Annotated in this window: 20 protein-coding genes; 14 read left to right on the top strand and 6 right to left on the bottom strand. The window is 67.9% G+C overall.

Going from position 1 to position 21,457, the window contains the following annotated elements:
* Together KYC_RS27500 and KYC_RS27495 are read right to left on the bottom strand one after the other, a co-directional pair.
* The coding region (locus KYC_RS27500; protein ID WP_008168752.1) for a DUF802 domain-containing protein at positions 1–1,481 on the bottom strand (1,481 nt) is incomplete at its 3' end.
* Between the two features lie 10 nt (positions 1,482–1,491).
* Positions 1,492–2,322, bottom strand: coding sequence for a DUF3348 domain-containing protein (locus KYC_RS27495; RefSeq protein ID WP_043519409.1), 831 nt, complete (start codon positions 2,320–2,322; stop codon positions 1,492–1,494).
* Positions 2,323–2,484: 162 nt separating this feature from the next.
* On the opposite strand from KYC_RS27495, the gene KYC_RS29155 reads away from it, so the two are divergent.
* Positions 2,485–3,105, top strand: coding sequence for a M23 family metallopeptidase (locus KYC_RS29155; RefSeq protein WP_100148389.1), 621 nt, complete (start codon positions 2,485–2,487; stop codon positions 3,103–3,105).
* On the opposite strand, the gene KYC_RS27490 is transcribed toward KYC_RS29155, so the two are convergent.
* Both KYC_RS27490 and KYC_RS27485 read right to left on the bottom strand, forming a co-directional pair.
* A complete protein-coding gene (locus KYC_RS27490; RefSeq protein WP_008168746.1) occupies positions 3,006–3,974 on the bottom strand; it encodes a LysR family transcriptional regulator in 969 nt (322 codons plus the stop codon). The genes KYC_RS29155 and KYC_RS27490 overlap by 100 nt on opposite strands.
* A gap of 41 nt (positions 3,975–4,015) precedes the next feature.
* The gene (locus KYC_RS27485; protein WP_008168743.1) at positions 4,016–4,792 is read right to left on the bottom strand and encodes a MipA/OmpV family protein; all 777 of its coding nucleotides are present in this window, start codon (positions 4,790–4,792) and stop codon (positions 4,016–4,018) included.
* A 137-nt stretch (positions 4,793–4,929) separates the two neighbouring features.
* Here KYC_RS27485 and KYC_RS27480 point away from each other — a divergent pair, with 137 nt between their 5' ends.
* The 5 genes from KYC_RS27480 (at position 4,930) to fhuE (ending at position 11,282) form a co-directional block, all read left to right on the top strand.
* Complete coding sequence (locus tag KYC_RS27480) at positions 4,930–5,592, top strand: response regulator (RefSeq protein WP_043519407.1); 663 nt, start codon at positions 4,930–4,932, stop codon at positions 5,590–5,592.
* Positions 5,589–6,941, top strand: a complete 1,353-nt coding sequence (locus KYC_RS27475) for a sensor histidine kinase (RefSeq protein WP_008168738.1) — start codon at positions 5,589–5,591, stop codon at positions 6,939–6,941. The genes KYC_RS27480 and KYC_RS27475 overlap by 4 nt, the downstream gene beginning before the upstream one ends.
* A gap of 118 nt (positions 6,942–7,059) precedes the next feature.
* Positions 7,060–8,289 carry a hypothetical protein gene (locus tag KYC_RS27470; protein WP_008168736.1) on the top strand — a complete coding sequence of 410 codons (1,230 nt, stop codon included), beginning with the start codon at positions 7,060–7,062 and terminating at the stop codon, positions 8,287–8,289.
* A gap of 34 nt (positions 8,290–8,323) precedes the next feature.
* Positions 8,324–8,968, top strand: coding sequence for a Vgb family protein (locus KYC_RS27465; protein WP_008168735.1), 645 nt, complete (start codon positions 8,324–8,326; stop codon positions 8,966–8,968).
* Between the two features lie 118 nt (positions 8,969–9,086).
* Positions 9,087–11,282, top strand: coding sequence for a ferric-rhodotorulic acid/ferric-coprogen receptor FhuE (gene fhuE / locus KYC_RS27460; protein WP_008168734.1), 2,196 nt, complete (start codon positions 9,087–9,089; stop codon positions 11,280–11,282).
* A 2-nt stretch (positions 11,283–11,284) separates the two neighbouring features.
* Here fhuE and KYC_RS27455 read toward each other — a convergent pair whose 3' ends face one another.
* On the bottom strand, positions 11,285–12,196 hold the full coding sequence (locus KYC_RS27455) for a LysR family transcriptional regulator (RefSeq protein WP_043519405.1): 912 nt from the start codon (positions 12,194–12,196) through the stop codon (positions 11,285–11,287).
* Positions 12,197–12,316: 120 nt separating this feature from the next.
* On the opposite strand from KYC_RS27455, the gene KYC_RS27450 reads away from it, so the two are divergent.
* The 6 genes from KYC_RS27450 (at position 12,317) to KYC_RS27425 (ending at position 20,274) form a co-directional block, all read left to right on the top strand.
* Positions 12,317–13,666: a D-serine ammonia-lyase gene (locus KYC_RS27450; protein ID WP_008168732.1), complete on the top strand. Its 1,350-nt coding sequence runs from the start codon at positions 12,317–12,319 to the stop codon at positions 13,664–13,666.
* A gap of 48 nt (positions 13,667–13,714) precedes the next feature.
* The gene (locus KYC_RS27445) at positions 13,715–14,695 is read left to right on the top strand and encodes a Bug family tripartite tricarboxylate transporter substrate binding protein (protein ID WP_008168731.1); all 981 of its coding nucleotides are present in this window, start codon (positions 13,715–13,717) and stop codon (positions 14,693–14,695) included.
* 11 nt (positions 14,696–14,706) lie between these two features.
* Positions 14,707–16,230 carry an amidase gene (locus KYC_RS27440; protein ID WP_008168729.1) on the top strand — a complete coding sequence of 508 codons (1,524 nt, stop codon included), beginning with the start codon at positions 14,707–14,709 and terminating at the stop codon, positions 16,228–16,230.
* Between the two features lie 270 nt (positions 16,231–16,500).
* The gene (locus tag KYC_RS27435; protein ID WP_008168726.1) at positions 16,501–17,628 is read left to right on the top strand and encodes a TRAP transporter substrate-binding protein; all 1,128 of its coding nucleotides are present in this window, start codon (positions 16,501–16,503) and stop codon (positions 17,626–17,628) included.
* A 70-nt stretch (positions 17,629–17,698) separates the two neighbouring features.
* Positions 17,699–18,322, top strand: a complete 624-nt coding sequence (locus tag KYC_RS27430; protein ID WP_008168724.1) for a TRAP transporter small permease subunit — start codon at positions 17,699–17,701, stop codon at positions 18,320–18,322.
* Positions 18,319–20,274 (top strand): TRAP transporter large permease, encoded by a 1,956-nt coding sequence (locus KYC_RS27425; RefSeq protein WP_008168722.1) that lies wholly within the window; start codon positions 18,319–18,321, stop codon positions 20,272–20,274. Before KYC_RS27430 ends, KYC_RS27425 begins: the two co-directional genes overlap by 4 nt.
* A gap of 51 nt (positions 20,275–20,325) precedes the next feature.
* Here the strand turns inward: KYC_RS27425 and KYC_RS27420 are convergent, their stop codons facing one another.
* On the bottom strand, positions 20,326–20,820 hold the full coding sequence (locus KYC_RS27420; RefSeq protein WP_043519411.1) for a DUF6882 domain-containing protein: 495 nt from the start codon (positions 20,818–20,820) through the stop codon (positions 20,326–20,328).
* 320 nt (positions 20,821–21,140) lie between these two features.
* Here KYC_RS27420 and KYC_RS29785 point away from each other — a divergent pair, with 320 nt between their 5' ends.
* Both KYC_RS29785 and KYC_RS30020 read left to right on the top strand, forming a co-directional pair.
* Entirely contained in the window at positions 21,141–21,278 is a 138-nt protein-coding gene (locus KYC_RS29785; RefSeq protein WP_008168719.1) for a hypothetical protein, read from the top strand.
* Positions 21,275–21,457, top strand: a 183-nt coding sequence (locus tag KYC_RS30020) for a hypothetical protein (protein ID WP_008168716.1), incomplete at its 3' end; no start/stop codon positions are given. The genes KYC_RS29785 and KYC_RS30020, both read left to right, overlap by 4 nt.

The following is a 21,457-nucleotide window of genomic DNA, read 5'->3' as shown; positions in this document are numbered from 1 at the left end:
GCCAGCGCGTCGCTGATTTCCTGCTGGCGGGCCGCGGCGTGCGCGCCCGATTGTTCCCATTCCTGGCGCAGCGTGGCGCCCATGGCGCCCAGCGTGTCCGTCCAGGCGGACAGGCGCTGCTGATCGCGCGAGGCCAGTTCCGTTTGCAGGGCGGCGTGGGATTGGTTCAGCGTGCGCAGCAGCGACGCCGAGTGTTGTTCGAAGCTGGCGGCCGCGGCCGTCAGGGCCTGCAGATTGTCGCCGGCCAGTTTTTCGCCGGCCTGTTCCTGGCGCACGAGCGCCTGAGTCCAGGCTTCCGACATGTTGCCCGACGAGGCTTCCAGGCGCGTGGAGACGCTGTCCAGCAAGTCGGCCGAGCGCTGCTCGAAGGTCTGCGCAAAGCGGTCCAGCGATGCGCGCAGGTCTTGCGCCATGGCCTCGCTGGCGCGCTGCTGGCCGGCCACCGCCTGGCTCCAGATGCCCGCCACGTCCGAGGTGGCCGCCTGCAGGCCCGACGTCAGGCCTGCGAGCTGTTGCTGCACGGCCTGCGTGACGGTTTCCTGGAGGGACGCGGTTTCACGCGACAGGCTGGCCATGGTGGCCTGCACGACGGGCTGCAGGGCCTCGCCGGCGGAGCGCGCGCTTTGGGCGACGCTGTCCTTCATCGACGCTTCCATCACGGACGCCAGGCGCGCGTAGGCGGCCTCGGCCTTGCCCTGGAAGGCGTCCTGGCTGGCGAGCTGGCGGTCGTTCAGCGCCTGGTTCTGCTGCTCCATGCTCTTCATCATGGTCTGCAGCTGGCCGACCAGCGCGGGCATGGCCTCGGCTTGGCGCTGCATGACTTCGGCCTGGCGTTGCAGCAGCTTGAAGGATTCTTCGCGCTGGTAGCCTTGCGTGTAGGCGCGCAGGGTGGTGGCGGCCTTGGTGTCCAGCAGTTGCGCGGCCTGCACGCGGTCGCGGCGGCACAGGGCGGCCAGCAGGCCCAGCATGGCGGACGCGGCGACCCCGGCGATGGAGGTGCCGAATGCGAAGCCCAGGCCCTTCACGGGCGCGGCCAGCGACGCGCGGATTGCGGCCAGATCGGTGGAGCTTTCCAGCGCCAGTCCGGTGCCGCGCAGCGTCACGACCATGCCCAGGAACGTGCCCAGCATGCCCAGCAGCACCAGCAGGCCGACCAGATATGGCGTCAGCGACGGGCCGGGCAGGCCGACGCGCTCGCCCTCGATGCGCAGGCGCACGGGATTGCGCAGCGCGGCCGGCAGGCGGTCCAGCCAGGCGCCCAGGCTGCCGGGCGCTTCGGTCAGCCCGGAGACCGCCCCTGAAAGCGAGGAGGTCGCCTGCTGGTAGCGCAGCAGTTCAAGCGCGCCCGCCAGATAACAGACGCCAATCAGCAGCGTGACCGCCAGGGCCAGCGGATTGGTGCCCGCATAGCCCGCGCCGATCCAGCCAACGACGGCCAGACCGGCCAGGAAAACCACAAGATTGATCAGATACTTGGACATAGTGTCCTAATTAGCTGGCGCGAAGGGTGGCGAGCAGCCCTTCGACCGGTTGTAAACGAACATCCAATTCAGCAAGCAGGACGCTGCGCATGTCGGCGCGGAACGTGTCCAGCCAGGCGCCGGGCGTAATACCCACGGCCGGCGCGGCCGCCTGCGCGGCCGCATCGGCCCCGGCGGGTTCCTCCGCATCCACAGCGCTTTCGGCATCCGCCGGCTGCGCTTCGGCATCCGCCGCCGCCTGCGCCAGCGCCGCTTCCTCGGCCTTGCGCAGGCGTTCGAAGTGCGCCTGCAGCAGCTTCGGGATCGCGCCCAGCAGGGCGCGCTCTTTAGGAAGCAGCGCGCGGTCCATGATCGCGTCGACCACAGCCAGGCGCGTCATTTCGCCGTTTTTGGCGGCCACCATGCCGCGCAGCCGGCTGCGCAGATTGCCGATGCTGGTTTCCATCGTGTGCTGCAACGACAGATACCGCTGGCGAAAATTCGAGTAATCGGCATCGGCTTCGGCCAGGGCCGCCGGCTTCTTGACCGGCGCCTGCCCGGGCGCGATCCGCTTGGCGGCCGTGGCCGCGGTATCGCTGGCGATGGCGTCGGCCAGGGTGTTGCGCACGCGCGCGCATTCGCGCTCTTCGGCGCTGCTGAACATGCGGGCGCCGGGAGCAATCACTGGCGGACTGGTATTCAAGGCCGCCGACAGTGCGATCGCGTCCGTCCAGCCCAGCCATTGGCTCAGATGGTCCGAGAGCGATTGCCTGGATTGCTGGACGTCGGCGTCCGTCAGGCGAGTCAGCAAGCGAATGAGCGTCGGGCCGCTTAAACCTGTGCGCTGGGAGGCTTGCAACATACCACCAGGGTCAAAAAGGGGGGAGTTTACACGCTGCGGGGCCCCGGAGGGCCGCCGCAGGGGGCGGACAAGCCCGTACGGGCCAAAAAAAGGGGTCGCATCATACGTCCTGCAACAGTGTGGCGCGGGGAACCCCGCTGGCGTGCACCCGTCGAACCGTGCATGGACGCCCGTACGCCCTTGCGCCTGGCCCGACGACTGCTGCTGCTTGCCGCCCTGGCTGCGCTGGCGGTATGGGCCTGGCCGCGCCTGCCGGACGCGGCGCGCGCGCCGTGGCACATGGCGCGGCTGGCCTGGCAGGACGCGCCCGCCTACTTGCCCGTGCCGGTGCACGGCGTGGCGGTCCGGCGCCTGGCCGACACTTGGGGCGCGGCGCGGTCGGGCGGCCGGAAGCACGAAGGCATCGACATTTTTGCGGCGCGCGGCACGCCGGTGCTGTCGGCCACCGAGGGCGTGGTCACGCGCATCGGCGGCAACTCGCTGGGCGGCCAGGTGGTGTGGGTGATGGGGCCGGGCCGCCAGATGCACTATTACGCGCATCTGGACGGCTACGCGGACATCCGCCGCGGCCAGCTTGTGGCGCCGGGGGATGTGCTGGGATTCGTGGGCAACACCGGCAATGCCGGCGGCACGCCGCCGCACCTGCACTATGGCATCTATGCCGCCGGCGGCGCGCTCAATCCCTATCCGTTGCTGACCGCGCCCAGGCCGGACGCGCCGGATTTGGCCCGGTCGCCCGCCAGGACGCCGATCCGGGACGACGCGGCCGACGGATCCAGGTAATCCGCCATGAAGTCGATGAAGCGCCGGGTCTTGGCCGGCAGCAGGCGCGTTTCGGTGACGGCGTGGACCTCGATGGGGCTAAGGCCCCAGCGCGGCAGCACGCTAGCCAGTTCGCCCGCCCGGATCCGCGTGCCCAGGTCTCCGCCCAGCGCCGCGATGCCCGCGCCCAGGACCGCCAGGCGTTCGGCCATGCCGGCGTCGTCCACGCAGTAGCGGTGCGGCGCGGTCACCTGATGGCGGTCGTCGCGCCGCTGCAGGGTCCAGGGCGCCGATTGGCCGCCGCCGGTGCGCAGGCCGATGCAGTCGTGGCGGGCCAGGTCGGCAGGGTCCGCCGGGGCGCCCCGGGCGGCCAGGTAGTCCGGACTGGCGTATAGGCGGGCGTGTAGGGCGCCCAATCTGCGCGCCACCTTCGACGAGTCGGGCAGGTCGCCGAACAGGATCGACACGTCGCAGGCCTCGGGGGCGCGGTCGGCGCATTGCGCCCCGGCCAGGCTCATGTGAAAGCGGATGTCCGGATAGCGCTTGCCGAACGCGGTCAGGGCCGGCAGCATCGCGTCCATGGCGTAGGCCGCCGATACGTGGATGCGCAGCGGGCCGCTGGGAACTTCCAACTGGCTGCGCAGTTCTTCGTGGGCGACCTCGGCCTCGGCCACGATGCGGCGGCAGCGCTCGAAGTACAGCCGCCCGGCCTCGGTCAGCTCGACCCGGCGCGTGTTGCGGTTGAGCAGCCGCAGGCCCACGGACCGCTCCAGTTCCGCGACGTGGCGCGACACCGTCGACGGCGGCACGCCCAGCGCCGCCGCGGCGCGGCTGAAGCTGTGCGCCTTCGCCACTTCGGCGAACAATTCCATGCCATGCAGGCGTTTCATATCGGCTCTCCCTAGCGCGGCCCGGGGCCGGGCCGTTTACCTCAGAATGCGTAGACCACGCCCACGTTGGCGAAGACGTTGGTCTTCTTTTCCGTGAGCGGGCTGTCGCGGGCGTCGCCGACCAGGGAGTTCACGCCCACGGTCGTCACGGCGCTCCACTTGTTGTCGAAGCGGTGGGCCCAGGTGCCGAACAGCGCCACCGACTTGAAGCCGGACGACGGCGAGTACGCCTCCAGGCCTTCGCGGCTGCGTGCGGCCTGCGATGGCGTGACGCCGAACCAGGTCTGCATGTCGTCGCCGTTGGCCCATTGCGTGCTGGCGCCCACCGAGATCCGGTTGCGCGAGTCTTGCCACGCGGCGTAGGTGGCCCGCAGGTCCAGCGTGCCGCCGTAGCCGCTGTGCGCGGCCTGGCGATAGGCGGCCATCAGCGAGTACCGGCCCGGCGACCATTCCACGAAGGCCCCGTAGACGCCGTGGAAGTCGATATCGTCCAGTCCGCGGGTGCGGTCCGCGTCGGACGAGTCGCGCCCCAGCGCCATGCCGACGAATGCGCCGGCGGTCCAATCCGGGGCCAGATCGGTCTTCAGCCCCATGGCGGGAAGCCCGGCGCGCGGCGAAATGAAGAAATTGCCCGATTGATAGTTGATCAGGGGCACCGGCAGCGCGCGGTATTCGCTCGAGCCTTCATAGACGGGCAGGGCGGCAACGCCCAGTCCGATGAAATTGGTGCCGCCTTCCTCGGCGCGTGCGCCGCCCGTCATCGCGGCCAACAGCGCCGCGGCCGCCAGCGGCGTTCTTGCTAACATACCCAGCTTCATTCCATTCCTTCTCTGCTAAGGGAAGCAAGCAGGCGCCATGCCTGCCGACTACGGTGCGCATTGTGGGTACCGGGTTTTAAAAATTCTTTAAACGGCGCCAGGCATGCTGTGCGCCGTTATGTTTTTCTGGAGCTGTCTTGCGAGTCTTGCTAGTTGAAGACGACGCCATGCTGGGCGACGCCCTGCACACCAGCCTGAATCAGTCGGGAGTCGATGCGCACTGGGTGCGCAGCGTGGCCGAGGCGCGCCTGGCGCTGGTGCAGCACGGCTTTCAGGCCGTGTTGCTGGATCTGGGGTTGCCCGACGGCAGCGGATTGACGGTCCTGAAGCAACTGCGCTCGCGCTACGACGCCACGCCGGTGCTGATCCTGACGGCGCGCGACCGCCTGAGCGAACGGGTCCAGGGCCTGGATGCGGGCGCCGATGATTACATCGTCAAGCCATTCCAGCTTGACGAGCTGCACGCGCGGCTGCGCGCGGTGGTCCGGCGCAGCAGCAACATGGTGGTGTCGGCGCTGCGCTGCCGCGACATCGTGGTGGAACCCGCGCGGCGCAGCGTGACGCGCGCCGGGGAAGAGGTCAGCCTGAGCGCCCATGAATACCGGACGCTGCTGGCGCTGATGGAGCGGATCGGCCACACGGTCAACCGCGAACAGCTGGAGACCGCCGTCTATGGCGACAATGCCTCGCTCGAAAGCAATACCGTGGCCGTGTACATCCATCAATTGCGCCGCAAGCTCGGCGACAAGCTGATCACGACGGTGCATGGCATGGGCTACCGGATCGAGGCGGTCGAATGAAGACCTTGCGCAGACAGCTCACGGTTACGTTGCTGCTGACGTTGCTGCTGTCCTGGGTGCTCGTGTTCGCGTTCCAGCAGTTTGAAACGCGGCGCTCGCAGACGGGCCTGCAGGACCAGGGGCTGTATGACGGCGCGAACCAGATCCTGACGGCCATGCCCGTCAGCCTGCTGGACAACGTGGCGCCCGCCGAGCGCTTTGCGCTGCCGGAGTCCGTCCAGTTCAACGGCGACCGGGCGAGCTTCCAGGTATGGTCGCTGGCCGACCGGCGGCCGCTGCTGCAATCGAAGGAGTCGCCTGTCCAGCCGCTGAATCCAAGCTTTCGGAACGGTTTTGTCGACAGCGCGGCGGGCGGGACCCATTGGCGCGTGTATTCGGTCACGGATGCGACCGGCCGCGTGCAGGTGCAACTGGCCTATTCCCAGAGCGATCTGCGCGAGCGGATGCTGCAGAACTTCAAGCGCGGACTCGTCATCGTCACCATGCTGTTCCTGGCGCTGGCTGCGGTGACCTGCGTGGTCGTGGGCAGGGCGTTCCGCAAGGTGGACCGCGCGGGCGCGGCCATCGAACGGCGCGGTCCGCTTGACCTGGCCGCGCTGCCGCTGGCGGGCATGCCGGGCGAACTGCGTCCGTTCATCCGGTCCATCAACCAGTTGCTGCTGCGCGTCAAGGGCGCGCTGGACCGCGAACGGCGCTTCCTGGAAAACACGGCGCATGAGTTGCGCACGCCGCTGGCCGCCCTGAGCGCGCACGCCGAACTGGTCGCGCGCAGCGCCGGCGCCGGCGAATCGGCACAGGCCGCCGAGAAGCTGCGCCTGGTCGCGCAGCGCACCATGCGCATCGCGGAACAACTGCTGGACCAGGCCCGCATGGACGCGCTGATCGAAAGCGCGCAGGCGCCCGAAGCGATCGACCTGGACGCCATGGTCGTCATGCTGGCGCGCGACTGGGAGGCATGCGCTGGCCGCAAGCAGCAGCGCCTGTCGGTGCAGGTGGAGCCCTGCGTCGTCATGGGCAACCTGGACGCGCTGGGCGTATTGCTTGGCAATCTGCTGGACAACGCCGGCCGCTATACGCCCAGCGGCGGCCAGATTGCGGTGTCCTGCGGCCCTAGGCCGGGCGGCGGCGCATTCCTGCGCGTGGCCGACGATGGCCCTGGGATTGCGCCCGACGAGCGCGAGCGCGTGTTCGACCGCTTCTACCGCGCCGCGGGAACGCCCGCGGGCGGCAGCGGCATCGGGCTGTCGCTGGTGGCGCAGATTGCGCAGCAGCACGGCGCGTCCATCGTGGTGGGCGAGGGCCTGCGCGGCGCCGGGGTGTCGCTGACGGTGGAATTCGCGGGCGCGTGACGCCTGCGCGCGCGGCGGGCCGACGCGCCGTCCGCTTCTCTTACGATGTCGTAGCCGCCGCCTGCTTGGTGTAGATTTGTTTTCTGGCCAGGCAGGGGGGGGCGGTGGCGGCATTTTCATGGACTTTCTGATCGCATCGGCGGCGCGCGCGCTCGCCAGTGGCGACCCGTTGGGCGCGCTGAACCACGTATCCCTGCGCAGTGATGCGGCCGCGCTTGCGCTGCGCGGCATCGCCATGGCTCAACTGGGGGACTTGCTGCGCGCACGAACGCTGCTGCGCGGGGCGGCGCGCGCCTTTGGCCCCAAAGACGCCGTGCGGCGGGCGCGCTGCATCGTTGCCGAGGCGGAAATCGCGCTGGCCTCGCGCGACCTGGGTTGGCCGGAAAAGGCGCTGGACGCCGCGCGCGCCACGCTCCAGGCCCATGGCGATGCGGTCAATGCGGCCCACGCGCGGCAGTTGAAGGCGCGGCGCCAGCTCCTGGTCGGGCGGCCGGACGCGGCCGAGGCTACGCTGGCCGGCATGGACCTGGCGTCCCTGCCTTGGGCGTCGCGGGCTGTGCAGGAACTGATCGCGACCGGCATCGCCATGCGCCGCCAGCAGGCCAAGGCGGCAAGAGCGGCGCTTGCCCGCGCCGAGCTGGCGGCGGTCCATTCCGGCATTGCCACCCTGATGGCCGAGGTGCAAAGCGCATCGCTGGCATTGAACACGCCGGCGGCGCGGCTGGTCGACGCGGGCGGGGACCGGCCCGTGCTGCTGGACGAGATCGAGGCCCTGCTGGCGTCAGGGGCGCTGGTGGTGGACGCCAGCCGGCACGCCGTGCGCGGTGCGGAGACCGCCATTTCGCTGGCCGGGCGTCCGGTCCTGTTTGCGCTGGCGCGCGTCCTGGCGCAGGCCTGGCCGGGCGATGCGCCGCGCGAGGCGCTGATCGAGCAGGCCTTCCGCACCCGCTACTTCGACGAGACGCACCGAGCGCGCCTGCGCGTCGAAATGGGACGCCTGCGCGCTGCGATGCGCGGCGTGGCGGGCATTGCCGCGACGAAGCGCGGCTTTGCGCTCAAGGTTCCCGGCGCGCGGCCGGTGGCGCTGCTGGCGCCCGCCGCCAGCGACGAGGATCCGCAGCAGGGCGCGCTGCTTGCCGTGCTGGCCGACGGCGAGTTGTGGTCAAGTTCCGCGCTGGCGCTGGCGCTGGGCGCCAGCCAGCGCACGGTGCAGCGCGCGCTCGACGCGCTGGCCGAGTCGGGCAGGGTGCAGCCCTACGGGCAAGGCCGCGCGCGGCGCTGGCTGTTGCCGCCCGTACCTGCATTCGCGACAAGCTTGTTACTCCCGGATGTCGTGCCCGCCAACTAGCATGGACGTACCCCACTGAAAAAAGGACGCCATCATGAAACGAACGCAAGCCCAGATCCTCCGCGAATACGGCCCTTTCCCCGGCATAGACACCGTGCACGGGCTGACCTACGACGGCAAGCAGGTGTGGTTCGCCACGGGCGCGAGCCTGGTCGCGCTGGACCCCGCCAGCGGCCAGACGCCGCGCTCGCTCGATGTGGTCGCCAACGCCGGCACGGCCTTCGACGGCACGCATCTCTACCAGATCGCCGACGGGCACATCCAGAAGGTGGACCCCGAGTTCGGCAAGGTGCTGTCGACCATTCCCGTGCCGGGCGGGGACTGCGCATCCGGCATGGCGTGGTCCGAAGGCAGCCTGTGGGTGGGCGAGTACCGCCAGCGCAAGATCCATCAGGTCGATCCCGCCACCGGGCGCGTGCTGCGCACGCTTGAGTCCAACCGCTTTGTCACCGGCGTGACCTGGGTGGATGGCGAACTCTGGCATGGCACGTGGGAAGGGGACGCCAGCGACATCCGGCGGCTGGATCCCGGCACCGGCGAAGTGCTGGAAGCGCTGGACATGCCGGCGGGCATCGGCGTGTCGGGCCTGGAATCCGATGGCGGCGACCGGTTCTACTGCGGCGGCGGCGAAAGCGGCAAAGTGCGGGCCGTCCGGCGGCCGGGAAAGACCGCTGCCTGATGCGCAAGGGCATCTGTCAATAATGGGAAAAAACAACACTCCATAGAAGTGAGAAGGATTTGCATTTACACTTCCTGCCGATTTGTCGTCTCAGTCCACATCTCGGTAGGAAGCCAAAATGCACGATCAGAGGCCCGTCGGCCGCAGCCCCTTTGTTCAACGCCGTTTCGTGCTGCGACGCACGTCCGCCCTGGTTCTTCTGGCATTGGCCTCGGGCGCCGCGGGGGCGCAGGACGCCAACGTGGCCACGCTGCCTTCGGTGCAGGTGGTGGGCGACAACGCCAATCCCGCCACCACCGAAGGGACCGGGGCCTACACGCCGCGCGCCACCGCGGCCAGCACCGGGCTGTCGCTGTCGCTGCGCGAGACGCCGCAGTCGGTCACCGTCATGACGCGCCAGCGCATGGAAGACGAGGACATGCGGTCGCTGGCGGACGTCATGGCCAGTACGCCGGGCATTTCGGTGCAGAACTTCGACAGCGAGCGCTACACGTTTAACTCGCGCGGCTTCAGCATCACCAATTACATGTACGACGGCGTGCCCACCACGTTCGACGTGGGCTATGCGGCGGGCGAGTCGTCCGTCGACCCGATCATCTATGACCGCGTGGAAGTGGTGCGCGGCGCCACCGGCCTGATGACCGGCGCGGGCAATCCGTCGGCGTCCATCAACCTGGTGCGCAAGCATGCCGACAGCCGCGAGTTCAAGGCGGACCTGAGCGCTGGCGTGGGCAACTGGGATACCTATCGCGTCACGGCCGACCTGTCCACGCCGCTCAATGCCGACGGCAGCGTGCGCGGCCGCATCGTGTCCGCCTACCAGGACAACCGCTCGTTCCTGGATTACTACCAGAACAAGAAGAAGGTGTTCTACGGCGTGGTCGACGCCGACCTGACGTCGCGCACGACGCTAAGCCTGGGCTACAACTACCAGGACAATGATCCGCAGGGCAGCAGTTGGGGCGGCTTCCCGCTCTGGTATGCCGACGGCGGCCGCACCGACTGGCGCCGTTCCCTGAATACGGGCGCGAAATGGACCTCGTGGGGCAGCACCACGCAGGGCGCCTTCGCCAGCCTGGAACACCGCTTCGACAACGAATGGCGCATCCAGGCCGTGGGCTCGTATTCGAAGAACGAAATGGACGGCAAGCTGCTGTACCTGTACGGCTGGCCCGACCGCGAGACCGGCGAGGGCATGGGCGCGTCGCCGGCCTGGTATCTGGGCGACCGCAAGCAGAATTCGCTGGACCTGAAGGCGACCGGCCCGTTCACGGCGTTCGGCCGCCGTCACGAGGCCGTGGTGGGCGCCAGCTTCAACCGCCAGGAAGGCGACTTCGACTACAAGTCCGCGATCAACGCGGCCGGCGTGGGCAATTTCCTGAAGTGGAACGGCTCCTATCCCGAGCCGGACTGGAACGACGCTATTACTGCCAGCAAGTACACCACCACGCAGACCGGCTGGTACGGCGCGCTGCGCCTGAACCTGGCCGACCCGCTCAAGCTCATCGTGGGCGGCCGCTACAGCACCTGGAAGACGAACTCGGTCGGCTTCGGCGGCGAAGGCCGCACGGAATTCGACAAGAACGCCTTCACGCCGTACGCCGGCCTGCTGTACGACATCAACGACACCTACACGGCCTACGTCAGCTACACCGGCATCTTCAATCCGCAGACCTACCAGGACCGCAACGCCAACTGGCTGGACCCGCTGGAAGGCAAGTCCTACGAGGCCGGCATCAAGGGCGAATTCCTGGAAGGCCGTCTGAACGCCAGCGCGGCGATATTCCAGATCGACCAGGACAACGTCGCGCAGGTCGACCCGGGCCAGATGGTGCCGGGCACGACCAACCAGGCCTACACCGCGGCGAAGGGAACGCGCAGCCGTGGTTTCGACCTGGAAGTGTCGGGCGAGGTCACGCCGGGCTGGAACGTGGCGGCGGGCTGGTCGCACTGGACTGCGCGCGACGGCGACGGCAACGCCATCCAGACCGATCAGCCGCGCAGCCTGGTGCGCCTCTTCACGACCTACCAGCTGCCCGGCGACTGGAACCGCCTGACCGTGGGCGGCGGCGTCAACTGGCAGAGCCATGTCTACACCATCGCCAGCGGCCCGAACGGCGACGAACGCGTGGGGCAGGGCAGCTACGCCATCACCAACCTGATGGCCCGCTACCGCTTCAACCGCAACCTGTCGGCGCAGTTGAACGTCAACAACGTGTTCGACCGCAAGTACTACAGCCAGATCGGCTTCTACAGCCAGGGCGCGTGGGCGGCCGGGCGCAGCGCGATGCTGACGATGCGCTACCAGTACTGAGCTCAGGCGGCCGCCTGCGCCGCCTCGGCCAGGCTGGCGATGAAGGCCTTGGCGGCTTCCGGCATGATGCGGCCCGCCAGGGTCTGGACCTCGAAGTGGCGTTCGTTCATTTCGCGGTCGCGCAGCGGCACCGCCACGATGCCGCCCCAGCGCAGGCGATTGCGGATCGCCAGTTCACCGCAGAAGGCGATACCGCCGCCTGCGCTGGCAAAGCCGACCAGCGCGTCGATGCTGCGGCTGGTGAACGCCGGCTCGCAATGCAGCTGCTGGCGGCTGCAGCTGATGTCGATCAGCTGGCGCAGCGTGGAATCGGGGCTGGGCAGGGCCAGCGGATAGCCGATCAGCTGGGCCAGCGCCAGGTCGCGCCGCGCAGCCAGCGGGTGGTCCGCGGCCAGGATGGCCCGTACCGGAGATGGCACGCGCATTTCCACCCGGATGTCGCGCTGCGACGTCAGGCTCAGCGTGACTCCGATGTCGGCCGAGCCGTCGCGGATGCGCTGCGGGATTTCCTGCTGCGAACACACGTCCAGCGAAAAGCGGATGCCGGCATAGTGCTGGCGGAAACGGGCGATGGCGGCGGGCACGAATTCCGACGCGTAGCCTTCCGTGCTGACGATGCGCACGTGGCCCTGGCGCAGTCCGCGCAGCGCCAGGATATCGCCCGCCACACGGTCGACATCCTGCTGCATGCGCTTGGCGTGCGCGGCCAGCAGTTCGCCGGCGGCATTGGGCGCCATGCCCCGGGCACGCCTTTCGAACAGCAGCGTGCCCAATTCGCGCTCGATTCGGGCGATCTGCCGGCTTACGGCCGAGGGGGCGACATCCAGCCGCGCCGCCGCCTCGCTGACCGAGCCCGTGCGGACCACTTCCAAAAAATACCGTAGGGAGATTTCCTGCAGGACTTGCGGATTCATGGCCGGATCCAAGGTTTGCGGAAAGCGCAAAGAAGAATTCTAACCATTGATATTGCTGCAATGCTATGACGGCCTCTAGGATGTGGGCATTTCCTGCGCACGCAACCTGGTACCACGGCAATGTTTCAACCCGACGACGCTTCTCTGTCCCCCGTCCTGGAATCGCTCCGGCAGGCCCGGCCCGTGCTGTGGACGCGGCCCGAATGCCGCAACACTGGCGCGGCCCCGGGCGCGCATTTCCTGATGGATCAGGTGCTGTCCGCGCAAGAGCGATTTGCGCGCTTCGCGCCGCTGCTCGCCGAACTGTTTCCGGAACTGGCCGCGACGGGCGGCGTGATCGAATCGCCGCTGTTGCGCGCCGAAGGCATGCAGGCCGCCATCGGCTTGGCGCCGCAGGCGGGCCGGCTGTGGATCAAGGCGGACCATGCGCTGCCCGTGGCCGGGTCGATCAAGGCGCGCGGCGGTATCCACGAAGTGCTGGAGTTCGCGGAGTCGCTGGCGCTGGCCGAGGGCCTGCTGCAGCCCGGCGACGACTACCGCAAGCTGGCGGGCCCCAAGGCCCGGGCCTGTTTTGACCGCTATCAGGTGGCCGTGGGGTCCACCGGCAACCTCGGCCTGTCCATCGGCGTGATTGCGTCGGCGCTGGGCTTCCGGTCCGCGGTGCATATGTCGGCCGACGCCAAGGCCTGGAAAAAGGCGCGGCTGCGTGCGCGCGGCGTCCAGGTCGTGGAGCACGCCGGCGACTACGAAAAGGCGGTGGCGGCGGGCCGCGCCCAGGTCGAGGCCGATCCCTGCGGCTACTTCGTCGACGACGAGCGCTCGGCCTCGCTGTTCCTGGGCTACGCGGCGGCGGCGCTGCATCTGCGCGTCCAGCTGGCGCAGGCGGGCGTGCGCGTCGACGCCGAGCATCCGCTTTTCGTCTATCTGCCTTGCGGCGTGGGCGGGGCGCCCGGCGGCATTGCGTTCGGCCTGACCCAGCTCTACGGCCCGCACGTTCACTGCTTTTTCGCGGAGCCGGTGCAATCGCCGTGCTTCCTGGCGCGCATGATGGCCGGCTGCGGCCAGTTGCCTGGCGCGCCCATGCCGCCGTCCGTCTACGACCTGGGGCTGACCAACGTGACCGAAGCCGACGGGCTGGCGGTGCCGTGCGCATCCGAACTGGCCTATGCGGCCGTGGGCGGCCACCTGCGCGGCGTGTACACGGTGGCGGACGACACGCTGTACGCCGACCTGGCGCGCCTGAAGGACAGCGAGGGGCTGCGCATCGAGCCGTCAGCCGCGGCCGGTTTCAGCGGTCCGCGCCAGCTCTGCGGCAGCGACGCCGGCCGGGCGTGGCTGCAGGCGCGTGGCTTGCAGGCGCATCTGCCCCGGGCTACCCACCTGGCCTGGACCACGGGCGGGCTGTTCGTGCCCGACGAAGAATATGACCGATTCCTGAGCCGCGGGCGTTCGCTTGCGGCCGGTTCCTAGGCGCCGCCAGACGCGCCCGTTTTCCACCACCTCCCATCGAGCACCGCCATGAAAACCTCGTTTCTTGCAGTCAGTCTCGCCTTTGCCAGCGCCATGGGCGCCGTGGCCCCCGCCACGGCCCAGGACGCCTATCCCAGCCGCCCGTTGACGCTGGTTGTGCCTTTTCCGCCGGGAGGCGCCACGGATGTGCTGGGCCGCGTGGTGGCGCAGAAGCTGGGCCAGGAACTGGGCCGCACCGTCGTGGTGGAGAACCGCGCCGGTGCGGGCACGGCGATCGGCGCCGGCTATGTCGCCAAGGCTGCGCCGGACGGCTACACGCTGCTGGTGAGCTCGGGCACGACCTTCACGGTGAATCCGGCAATCCAGAGCAATCTGCCGTATGACCCCGTCAAGAGCTTCGAACCGATCGGCATCGTGGGCCGCACCGGCCTGGCGCTGCTGGCCAATCCGAAGGTGCCGGTCAAAGACCTGAAGGAATTCGCGGCCTACGCGAACGATCCCGCGAACAACCAGCCGCCGTATGGCTCCTTTGGCTCCGGCACCACGGCGCATTTCGTGGGCGAAGCCTTCATGGCCGCGGCCAAGCTGAAGATGACGCACGTGCCCTACAAGGGCAGCTCGCCCGCCATGACCGACCTGATCGGCGGGCAGATCCCGTTCTCGGTGGACACCGTGGCCGCCGCGCTGCCGCAGAGCAAGCAGGGCAAGGTGCGCGTGCTGGCCGTGTCCAGCCCCAAGCGTTCGGCCTTCCTGCCGGACGTGCCCACCTTCGCCGAACAGGGCTACCCTTCGGTGGCGATGGACACGTGGCTGATGGTGGCCGCGCCGCGCGGCCTGCCGGCCGACGTGAAGGCGCGGCTGGAACAGGCGCTCAAGGCCACCGTGGAATCGCCCGAGGTGGTCAAGAGCCTGGAAGCCCAGGGCTTCGAGGCTGCCTACGCCAGCGCGGCGGAAGGCGAGGCGCTGATCCAGCAGGAACTGCCCGTGATGCGCGAAGTCGCAAAGCGCGCCAACATCAAGATTGATTGACGGAGACGACGATGGCATTGGACGACACCCTGGTATCCCTGACCGCTGTGGAGTTGCGGCGCATGATCGGCGCCCGCCAGCTTTCCCCGGTGGAACTGCTTGAAGCCTGCATCGCGCGCATCCAGGCCGTCAACCCGTACGTCAATGCGGTCACCGCCACCGCGTACGAACGGGCCAGGGAAGAGGCGCGCGCCGCCGAACGCGCCGTGATGGCGGGCGAGCCGCTGGGCCTGTTGCACGGCCTGCCCATGGGCGTGAAGGACCTGGAGCCCACGGCCGGCGTGCTGACGACCTACGGGTCGGCCCTGTACCGCGGGTACGTGCCGGAAGAAGACGTCGAACTGGTGGCGCGGCTGCGCCGCGCCGGGGCCATCGTCGCGGCCAAGACCAACGTGCCCGAGATGGGCGCGGGCGCCAATTCGCGCAATACGGTGTGGGGCGCGACCGGCAACCCCTTCAATCCCAATCTGAACGCCGGTGGTTCGTCGGGCGGTTCGGCCGCCGCGCTGGCGTGCGACATGCTGCCGGTGTGCACGGGGTCCGACACGGGCGGCTCGCTGCGCATTCCCGCGTCCAAATGCGGTGTGGTGGGCTTTCGCCCGTCGCCGGGCATCGTGCCCAGCGTGCGCAAGCTGCTGGGCTGGACCCCGATTTCGGTGGTCGGGCCGATGGGCCGCACCGTGGCGGACGCCTGCCTGCAGATGGCGGCTTCCGCGGGGCCCAATGCCGGCGACCCGCTCAGCTATCCGCTGGACCCGCTGCAGTTCCTGAGTCCCGGCTTGGCGGACCTGGGATCGCTGCGCGTGGCCTACACCGAGGACTTCGGCGCCTGCGCCGTGGACGACGGCATCCGCGCCGCGTTCCGCGAAAAGATCGCCGCCATGCGGCATCTGTTCGCGGCCTGCGATCCGATCGAACTGGACCTGGGCGAAGCCCATCGCTGCTTCGACGTGCTGCGCGCGGAGTCCTTCGTGGCGGGCATGCGCGATGCCTACGAGAAGGATCCGTCCAGCCTGGGTCCCAACACCCGCGCCAACTTCGAAATGGGCGCGGCAATGAGTCTGAAGGACTGCGCCTGGGCGCAGGCAGAGCAGACGCGCCTGATCAAGCGCTTCCAGCGCGCCTACGACGACTACGACCTCATTCTTTCGCCCACCACGCCTGTTTCGCCGTTTCCGTGGACGCAGCTGTATGCGGACAAGATCAACGGCGTCGCCCAGGAGAACTACTACCGCTGGCTGGCGCTGACCTACGTTGTGACGTTGACAACGCATCCAGCGCTGACGCTGCCTTGCGGACGCGACGCGCAGGGCATGCCGTTTGGCCTGCAGATCGTGGGACGCTTCCGCGGCGACCGCGAGGTGTTGCAGGCAGCCCAGGCGATGGAGCAGGCGTTTGCGGGCATCGAAGCCCTGCGGCGCCCGCGCCCGGACCTGGCTAACCTGCGCGCGGCCGAACCGGCGCTGACGTCGATCGTGACGACGCCGCCGCTGTTGGATGGCGGCGCGCAGCCGGGGGCAGTGTCGGCGGTGTAGGGGCGCCGCGCCGTTCATCCGAAGCAGGGCCGCGCAACGCGGCCCTTTTGCCGTTACCGATTACGGCGTAGTCCGTTTTCTAGGGTAATTCCTGACTAAAAGCTGATTGTCAGCCGTTTGTCAGAACGGTTTAATCACTCCAAAGTTGCGCATCAGACGCATCAGGCGCATCGCCCGGAACCGGGATGCCCGCAGCAGGCGTTTCCATCCCGCGCCCATGCAGGTAGTAACAAGCTGGTCCATGTAGTCCACCCCAGGAGACAACAAGCCATGCAACACGTTACCAAGCCCCGCCGCCGCAAGTTCATCTCCGGCGCAGCCGCCGCGGGAGCCGCGGCGTTAGGATTTCCCGCTGTCACCAAAGCCCAGAACGCCCCGATCTCCTTCCGGTTCCAGAGCACCTGGCCCGCCAACGACATCTTCCACGAATTCGCCCGAGACTACGCCAACAAGGTCAACGAGATGGCCGGCGGCCAGTTGAAGATCGAAGTGCTGCCTGCCGGCGCGGTGGTCAAGGCGTTCGACCTGCTGGACGCCGTGTCGGCCGGGACGCTGGACGGCGGCCATGGCGTGGTGGCCTATTGGTACGGCAAGAACACGGCCGTTGCGCTGTGGGGATCGGGCCCTTCGTTCGGCATGGACGCCAACATGCTGCTGTCCTGGCACGAATACGGCGGCGGCAAGGAACTGCTGGTCGAGATCCAGAAGGCCATGGGCGTGAACGTGCAGTCCCTGATGTACGGGCCGATGCCGACCCAGCCGTTCGGCTGGTTCAAGCGGCCGGTCACCAAGGTCGAGGACGTCAAGGGCGTGAAGTTCCGCACGGTGGGCCTGGCCATTGACATGTACACGGCGATGGGCGCGGCCGTGAATGCGCTGCCGGGCGGTGAAATCGTGCCGGCGCTGGACCGCGGCCTGCTGGACGGGGCGGAATTCAACAACGCGTCGTCGGACCTGGCCCTGGGCTTCCAGGACGTGTCCAAGATCTGCATGCTGCAGAGCTTCCACCAGAGCGCGGAGCAATTCGAGGTGCTGTTCAACAAGGCGAAGTACGACGCCTTGCCCGCACACCTGAAGCACATCCTCAGCTACGCGGCGCAGGCGTCCAGCGCGGACATGTCCTGGAAGGCGGCGAACCGCTATTCGCAGGACTACATCAAGCTGCAGAAGGACCACAACGTCAAGTTCTACAAAACGCCGGACGCCATCTTGCAGCAACAGCTCAAGATCTGGGACGAGATGATTGCCAAGCGGTCGGCCGAGAACCCGCTGTTCAAGAAGGTGCTGGAGTCGCAGCGTGCGTTCGCGGAGCGGGTGGGGCGCTGGCACGGCGACACCACGGTCAATTACCGCATGGCCTACAACCACTACTTCTCGCGCACCACCAAGCCGGCCTGACACGCTCTTTCGCAATATCCGCGCGCCGCACAGCCGGCGCGCGGCGCTTCGCTATGCGCAAGGGCCTCTGATGATCCGAATCGTACGCTTCATAGACCGTATTTCCACCTTTGTCGGCAAGACCTTCGCCTGGTTGATCGTGGTGCTGACGCTGCACGTGTGCTGGGAGGTGGCGGCGCGCTACATACTGAACCAGCCCAGCGCCTGGGCATTCGACCTGCAGATGATGTATTACGGCATCCTGTTCATGATGGCGGGCGCCTACACGCTGGCCAAGAACGGGCATGTGCGCGGCGACATCCTCTACGGATTCCTGCCGCCGCGGGTGCAGGCCGGGCTGGACCTGCTGCTGTTCATCGTCTTCTTCTTTCCCGGCGTGATCGCGCTGGTGTGGGCCGGCTGGTACTACGCCGGCTATTCCATCGCCATCCGCGAGCATTCGTCGCTGATGGCCAACGGGCCGCCAATCTATCCGTTCAAGGCCTTCATTCCAGCCGCGGGCGCGGTTCTGCTGCTGCAGGGCGTGGCCGAGGTGCTGCGCTGCATCCTGTGCCTGAAGCAGGGCGCCTGGCCGTCGCGCGAAGAGGACGTTGAGGAAGTGGACGTCGACAAGCTCAAGAAGATGGTGCATGTGAACGACGAAGACATCGCCAAGCTCGACCGCTACGTCAATTCCGGAGGAGCCCAGCGATGAAAATCCACAAGGCATTGTGGTTCGGCCTGTCGTGCATTGCGCTGGTGCTCCTGATGATCGCGTTCCTGACGCCGTGGGACCACCTCACCACCGGCCACATCGGGTTGCTGATGCTGGCGCTGATCGTCGTGGCGATCATGCTGGGGTTTCCGACGGCGTTCACCCTGATGGGCATGGGGGTGCTCTTCACGTTTCTTGCGTACTACCTGCAGAGTTCGGATCCGGGGCGTTCTATCGGACAGACGCTGGACCTGATGGTGCAGCGCACGTACGCCACGATGACGAACGATTCGCTGATCTCGATTCCGCTGTTCGTGTTCATGGGCTATCTGGTCGAACGCGCCAACCTGATCGAGAAACTGTTCAGGTCGATGCACCTGGCGCTGGCGCGCCTGCCGGGCGCCCTGGCGGTGGCCACGCTGGCGACCTGCGCGATCTTCGCGACTGCCACGGGGATCGTCGGGGCGGTGGTGACGCTGATGGGTCTGCTGGCGATGCCGGCGATGCTGAAGGCGGGCTACAGCGTGCGGCTGACGGCCGGCTCCATCACGGCGGGCGGGTGCCTGGGCATCTTGTTGCCGCCGTCGGTGATGCTGATCGTGTACGGCGCCACCACAGGCGTTTCGGTGGTGCAGCTTTATGCGGGCGCGCTGTTTCCCGGCATCCTGCTGGCCATCCTGTACATGCTCTACGTGATCATCGTGGCCAAGCTGCGGCCCGACATGGCGCCGCCGCTGCCCAAGGAAGAGCGCGGCGTTCCGCTGTCGGCCGAGTCGGCGGCGATGGCCGCGGGCGGATACACGCGGGCCGTGTCCGGCATGCTGGGCGCGATGTTCAAGGGCAGGCGCAACAGCGCGGTGTCGTTCGGCTATCTGGCGCGGAACATGGCCACGGCGCTGACGCCGCTGGTGGTGACCCTGCTGATGCTGGCGGTGGTGCACCATGCGCTGACGCGGCCGGTCGTGGAGTACGAGATCCCCGCCGAGCTGCAACTGGGTTCGGCCGAGTTCGATTCGGGTTTGAGCGAGCCGCCTTCCGGCGGCCTGGCGGAACCGCCGTCGAACGAGCTGGCCGAGCCGCCTTCCAGCGACCCCGCGCCGGGATCCGGCCTGAGCGAGCCGCCAGGCACGCCCGCGGCGCAGCCGCCCGCCGCAGCCGCGGCACCGCCGCAGGAGGCCCCGGCGGCGGCCGACAGCATCGCCGCGCCCACGGGCTTCTGGATTTTCGCGGCCGTCTGCGTGGTGATGCTCGCGGTGTTCTACGCGGCGCTGACCTGGGCGCGCCTGGAAATCTTCAAGATGCTCATGGCGTCGTTCTTTCCCCTGGCGGTAATGATCGCCGCCGTGCTGGGGTCGATCGGCTTCGGGCTGGCCACCCCCAGCGAGGCCGCGGCGATGGGCGCGATGGGCGGCGCGCTGCTGGCGCTGGCGTACCGGCGGCTGAACCTGCCGGTGCTGCGCGAATCGGTATTCCTGACGGCCAAGACCAGCGCCATGGTGTGCTGGCTGTTCGTGGGGTCTTCGATCTTCTCGGCGGCTTTCGCGCTGCTGGGCGGGCAGCGCATCATCGAGGAATGGGTGCTGTCGCTGGGCCTGACCCAGATCCAGTTCCTGCTGCTGGCGCAGATCATCATCTTCCTCTTGGGCTGGCCGCTGGAGTGGACCGAGATCATCGTGATCTTCATGCCGATCTTCGTGCCGCTGCTCAACACCTTCGGCATAGATCCGCTGTTTTTCGGGCTGCTGGTGGCGCTGAACCTGCAGACCGCGTTCCTGTCGCCGCCGGTGGCCATGTCGGCCTTCTACCTGAAGGGCGTGTCGCCGCCGCACGTGACGCTGAACCAGATCTTCCTGGGCATGATGCCTTTCATGGGGATCCAGGTCGTCGCGATCTTCCTGCTGTATGTGTTCCCGGAGATCGGCATGTGGCTGCCGACGGTGCTGTACCGTTAAAGAAGGTCTGAACAGCAACGCGCCCCGGTTTGCCGCCGGGGCGCGTCGCAGTTATGCGGCGTCCGCCGGGGCGGACGACAGCGTCACTTGCCCGAACGTCATCCACACGTGCGCGGTGTCCGACGCCTGGGCGCGGTACGTGCCGCTGGCTTCACCCAGGCGCATCGCCACCGCGGCGAACTCCCAAGCCAGGGCGTCGTCGCAGGCAACCTTGCGCGTGGTGTAGGCCGCCAGGCCGTGGGCGCGCCCGAAGGCCAGGGCCAGTTGCGCGTGCTCGGACAGTTCGGCCGGCACGGAAGGGTGGTCCCAACCCCACAGGAAGCTGCCGTCCTCGCTGTTGGACGTGCCGACGATCTGCACCGGCGCGCTGGCGACGATGCCGCCAGGAAGCTGGAACACGATCAGGCCGCTGTCCATGTCCACGGACCACTGCTCGGCGTCGTCCAGGTGCCAGGCGGCGCAGTGGGCCGAGGTGGCGGCCTGCATGCCTTCCATGCTCTGGGCGATGAAGGCCTGGACGTCGAAGGGCGTGGAAGTGTCGGACATGCGGAGGTGCTCCATCAGTGAGAGGTAAGTCGATTTTTCCTCGGGGCTCGCATCATACCGGCTGCCAGAGTCTGTGCCTGTCGTGCGCGCTGATGCCCCCCTCCAAGGCTATTAGGACAAGTCCTAGCAATTGCTCGATAGATCGGGACTGGTCCTGTATACGAGAAGCCAACGATTGCGCAGGATTGAGCGCTAAATCCACGCGCGTCCATTGCAATCCATTAATTCAGACGGACGCCTGTTCACAGGCGTGACTATCCGCACTCGAGGTCATCGAGTTCGAACTGCGCGAAGCGCTGTCCCTGACCTGTCTGCTTTCGATGGAACTGGCCTGCGCCAATCCCGCCGAGGACTTCGGCCAGGACCTGGCCCTTCAGCGCGGCCGCTACGAACGCTACGACGCCGCCGACTGGAAAGATATTTTTGCCTCCTTGCCGCAAGCAGCAAACTACTCATGAACACCAGCCAATTGCTTAGCAGAGTCCTGCACCACGCCGTGCCCAACCCCACCGGAGACTGCAACGCTTGCGAGCGCATAGGTTTTCCGATTCTGCCGTTGCGGGCAGCGTATGCGCCTTCGCCTCTGGCCATGGGGAAGCGGGCAGTCGCCGGCGGTCTGGAAGCCGTACAGATGCGA

Source organism: Achromobacter arsenitoxydans SY8 (assembly GCF_000236785.1).
GTDB lineage: Bacteria > Pseudomonadota > Gammaproteobacteria > Burkholderiales > Burkholderiaceae_B > Achromobacter > Achromobacter arsenitoxydans.
The sequence above is the reverse complement of the archived record's forward strand: the minus strand, read 5'-3'. Positions and strand labels throughout refer to the sequence as shown.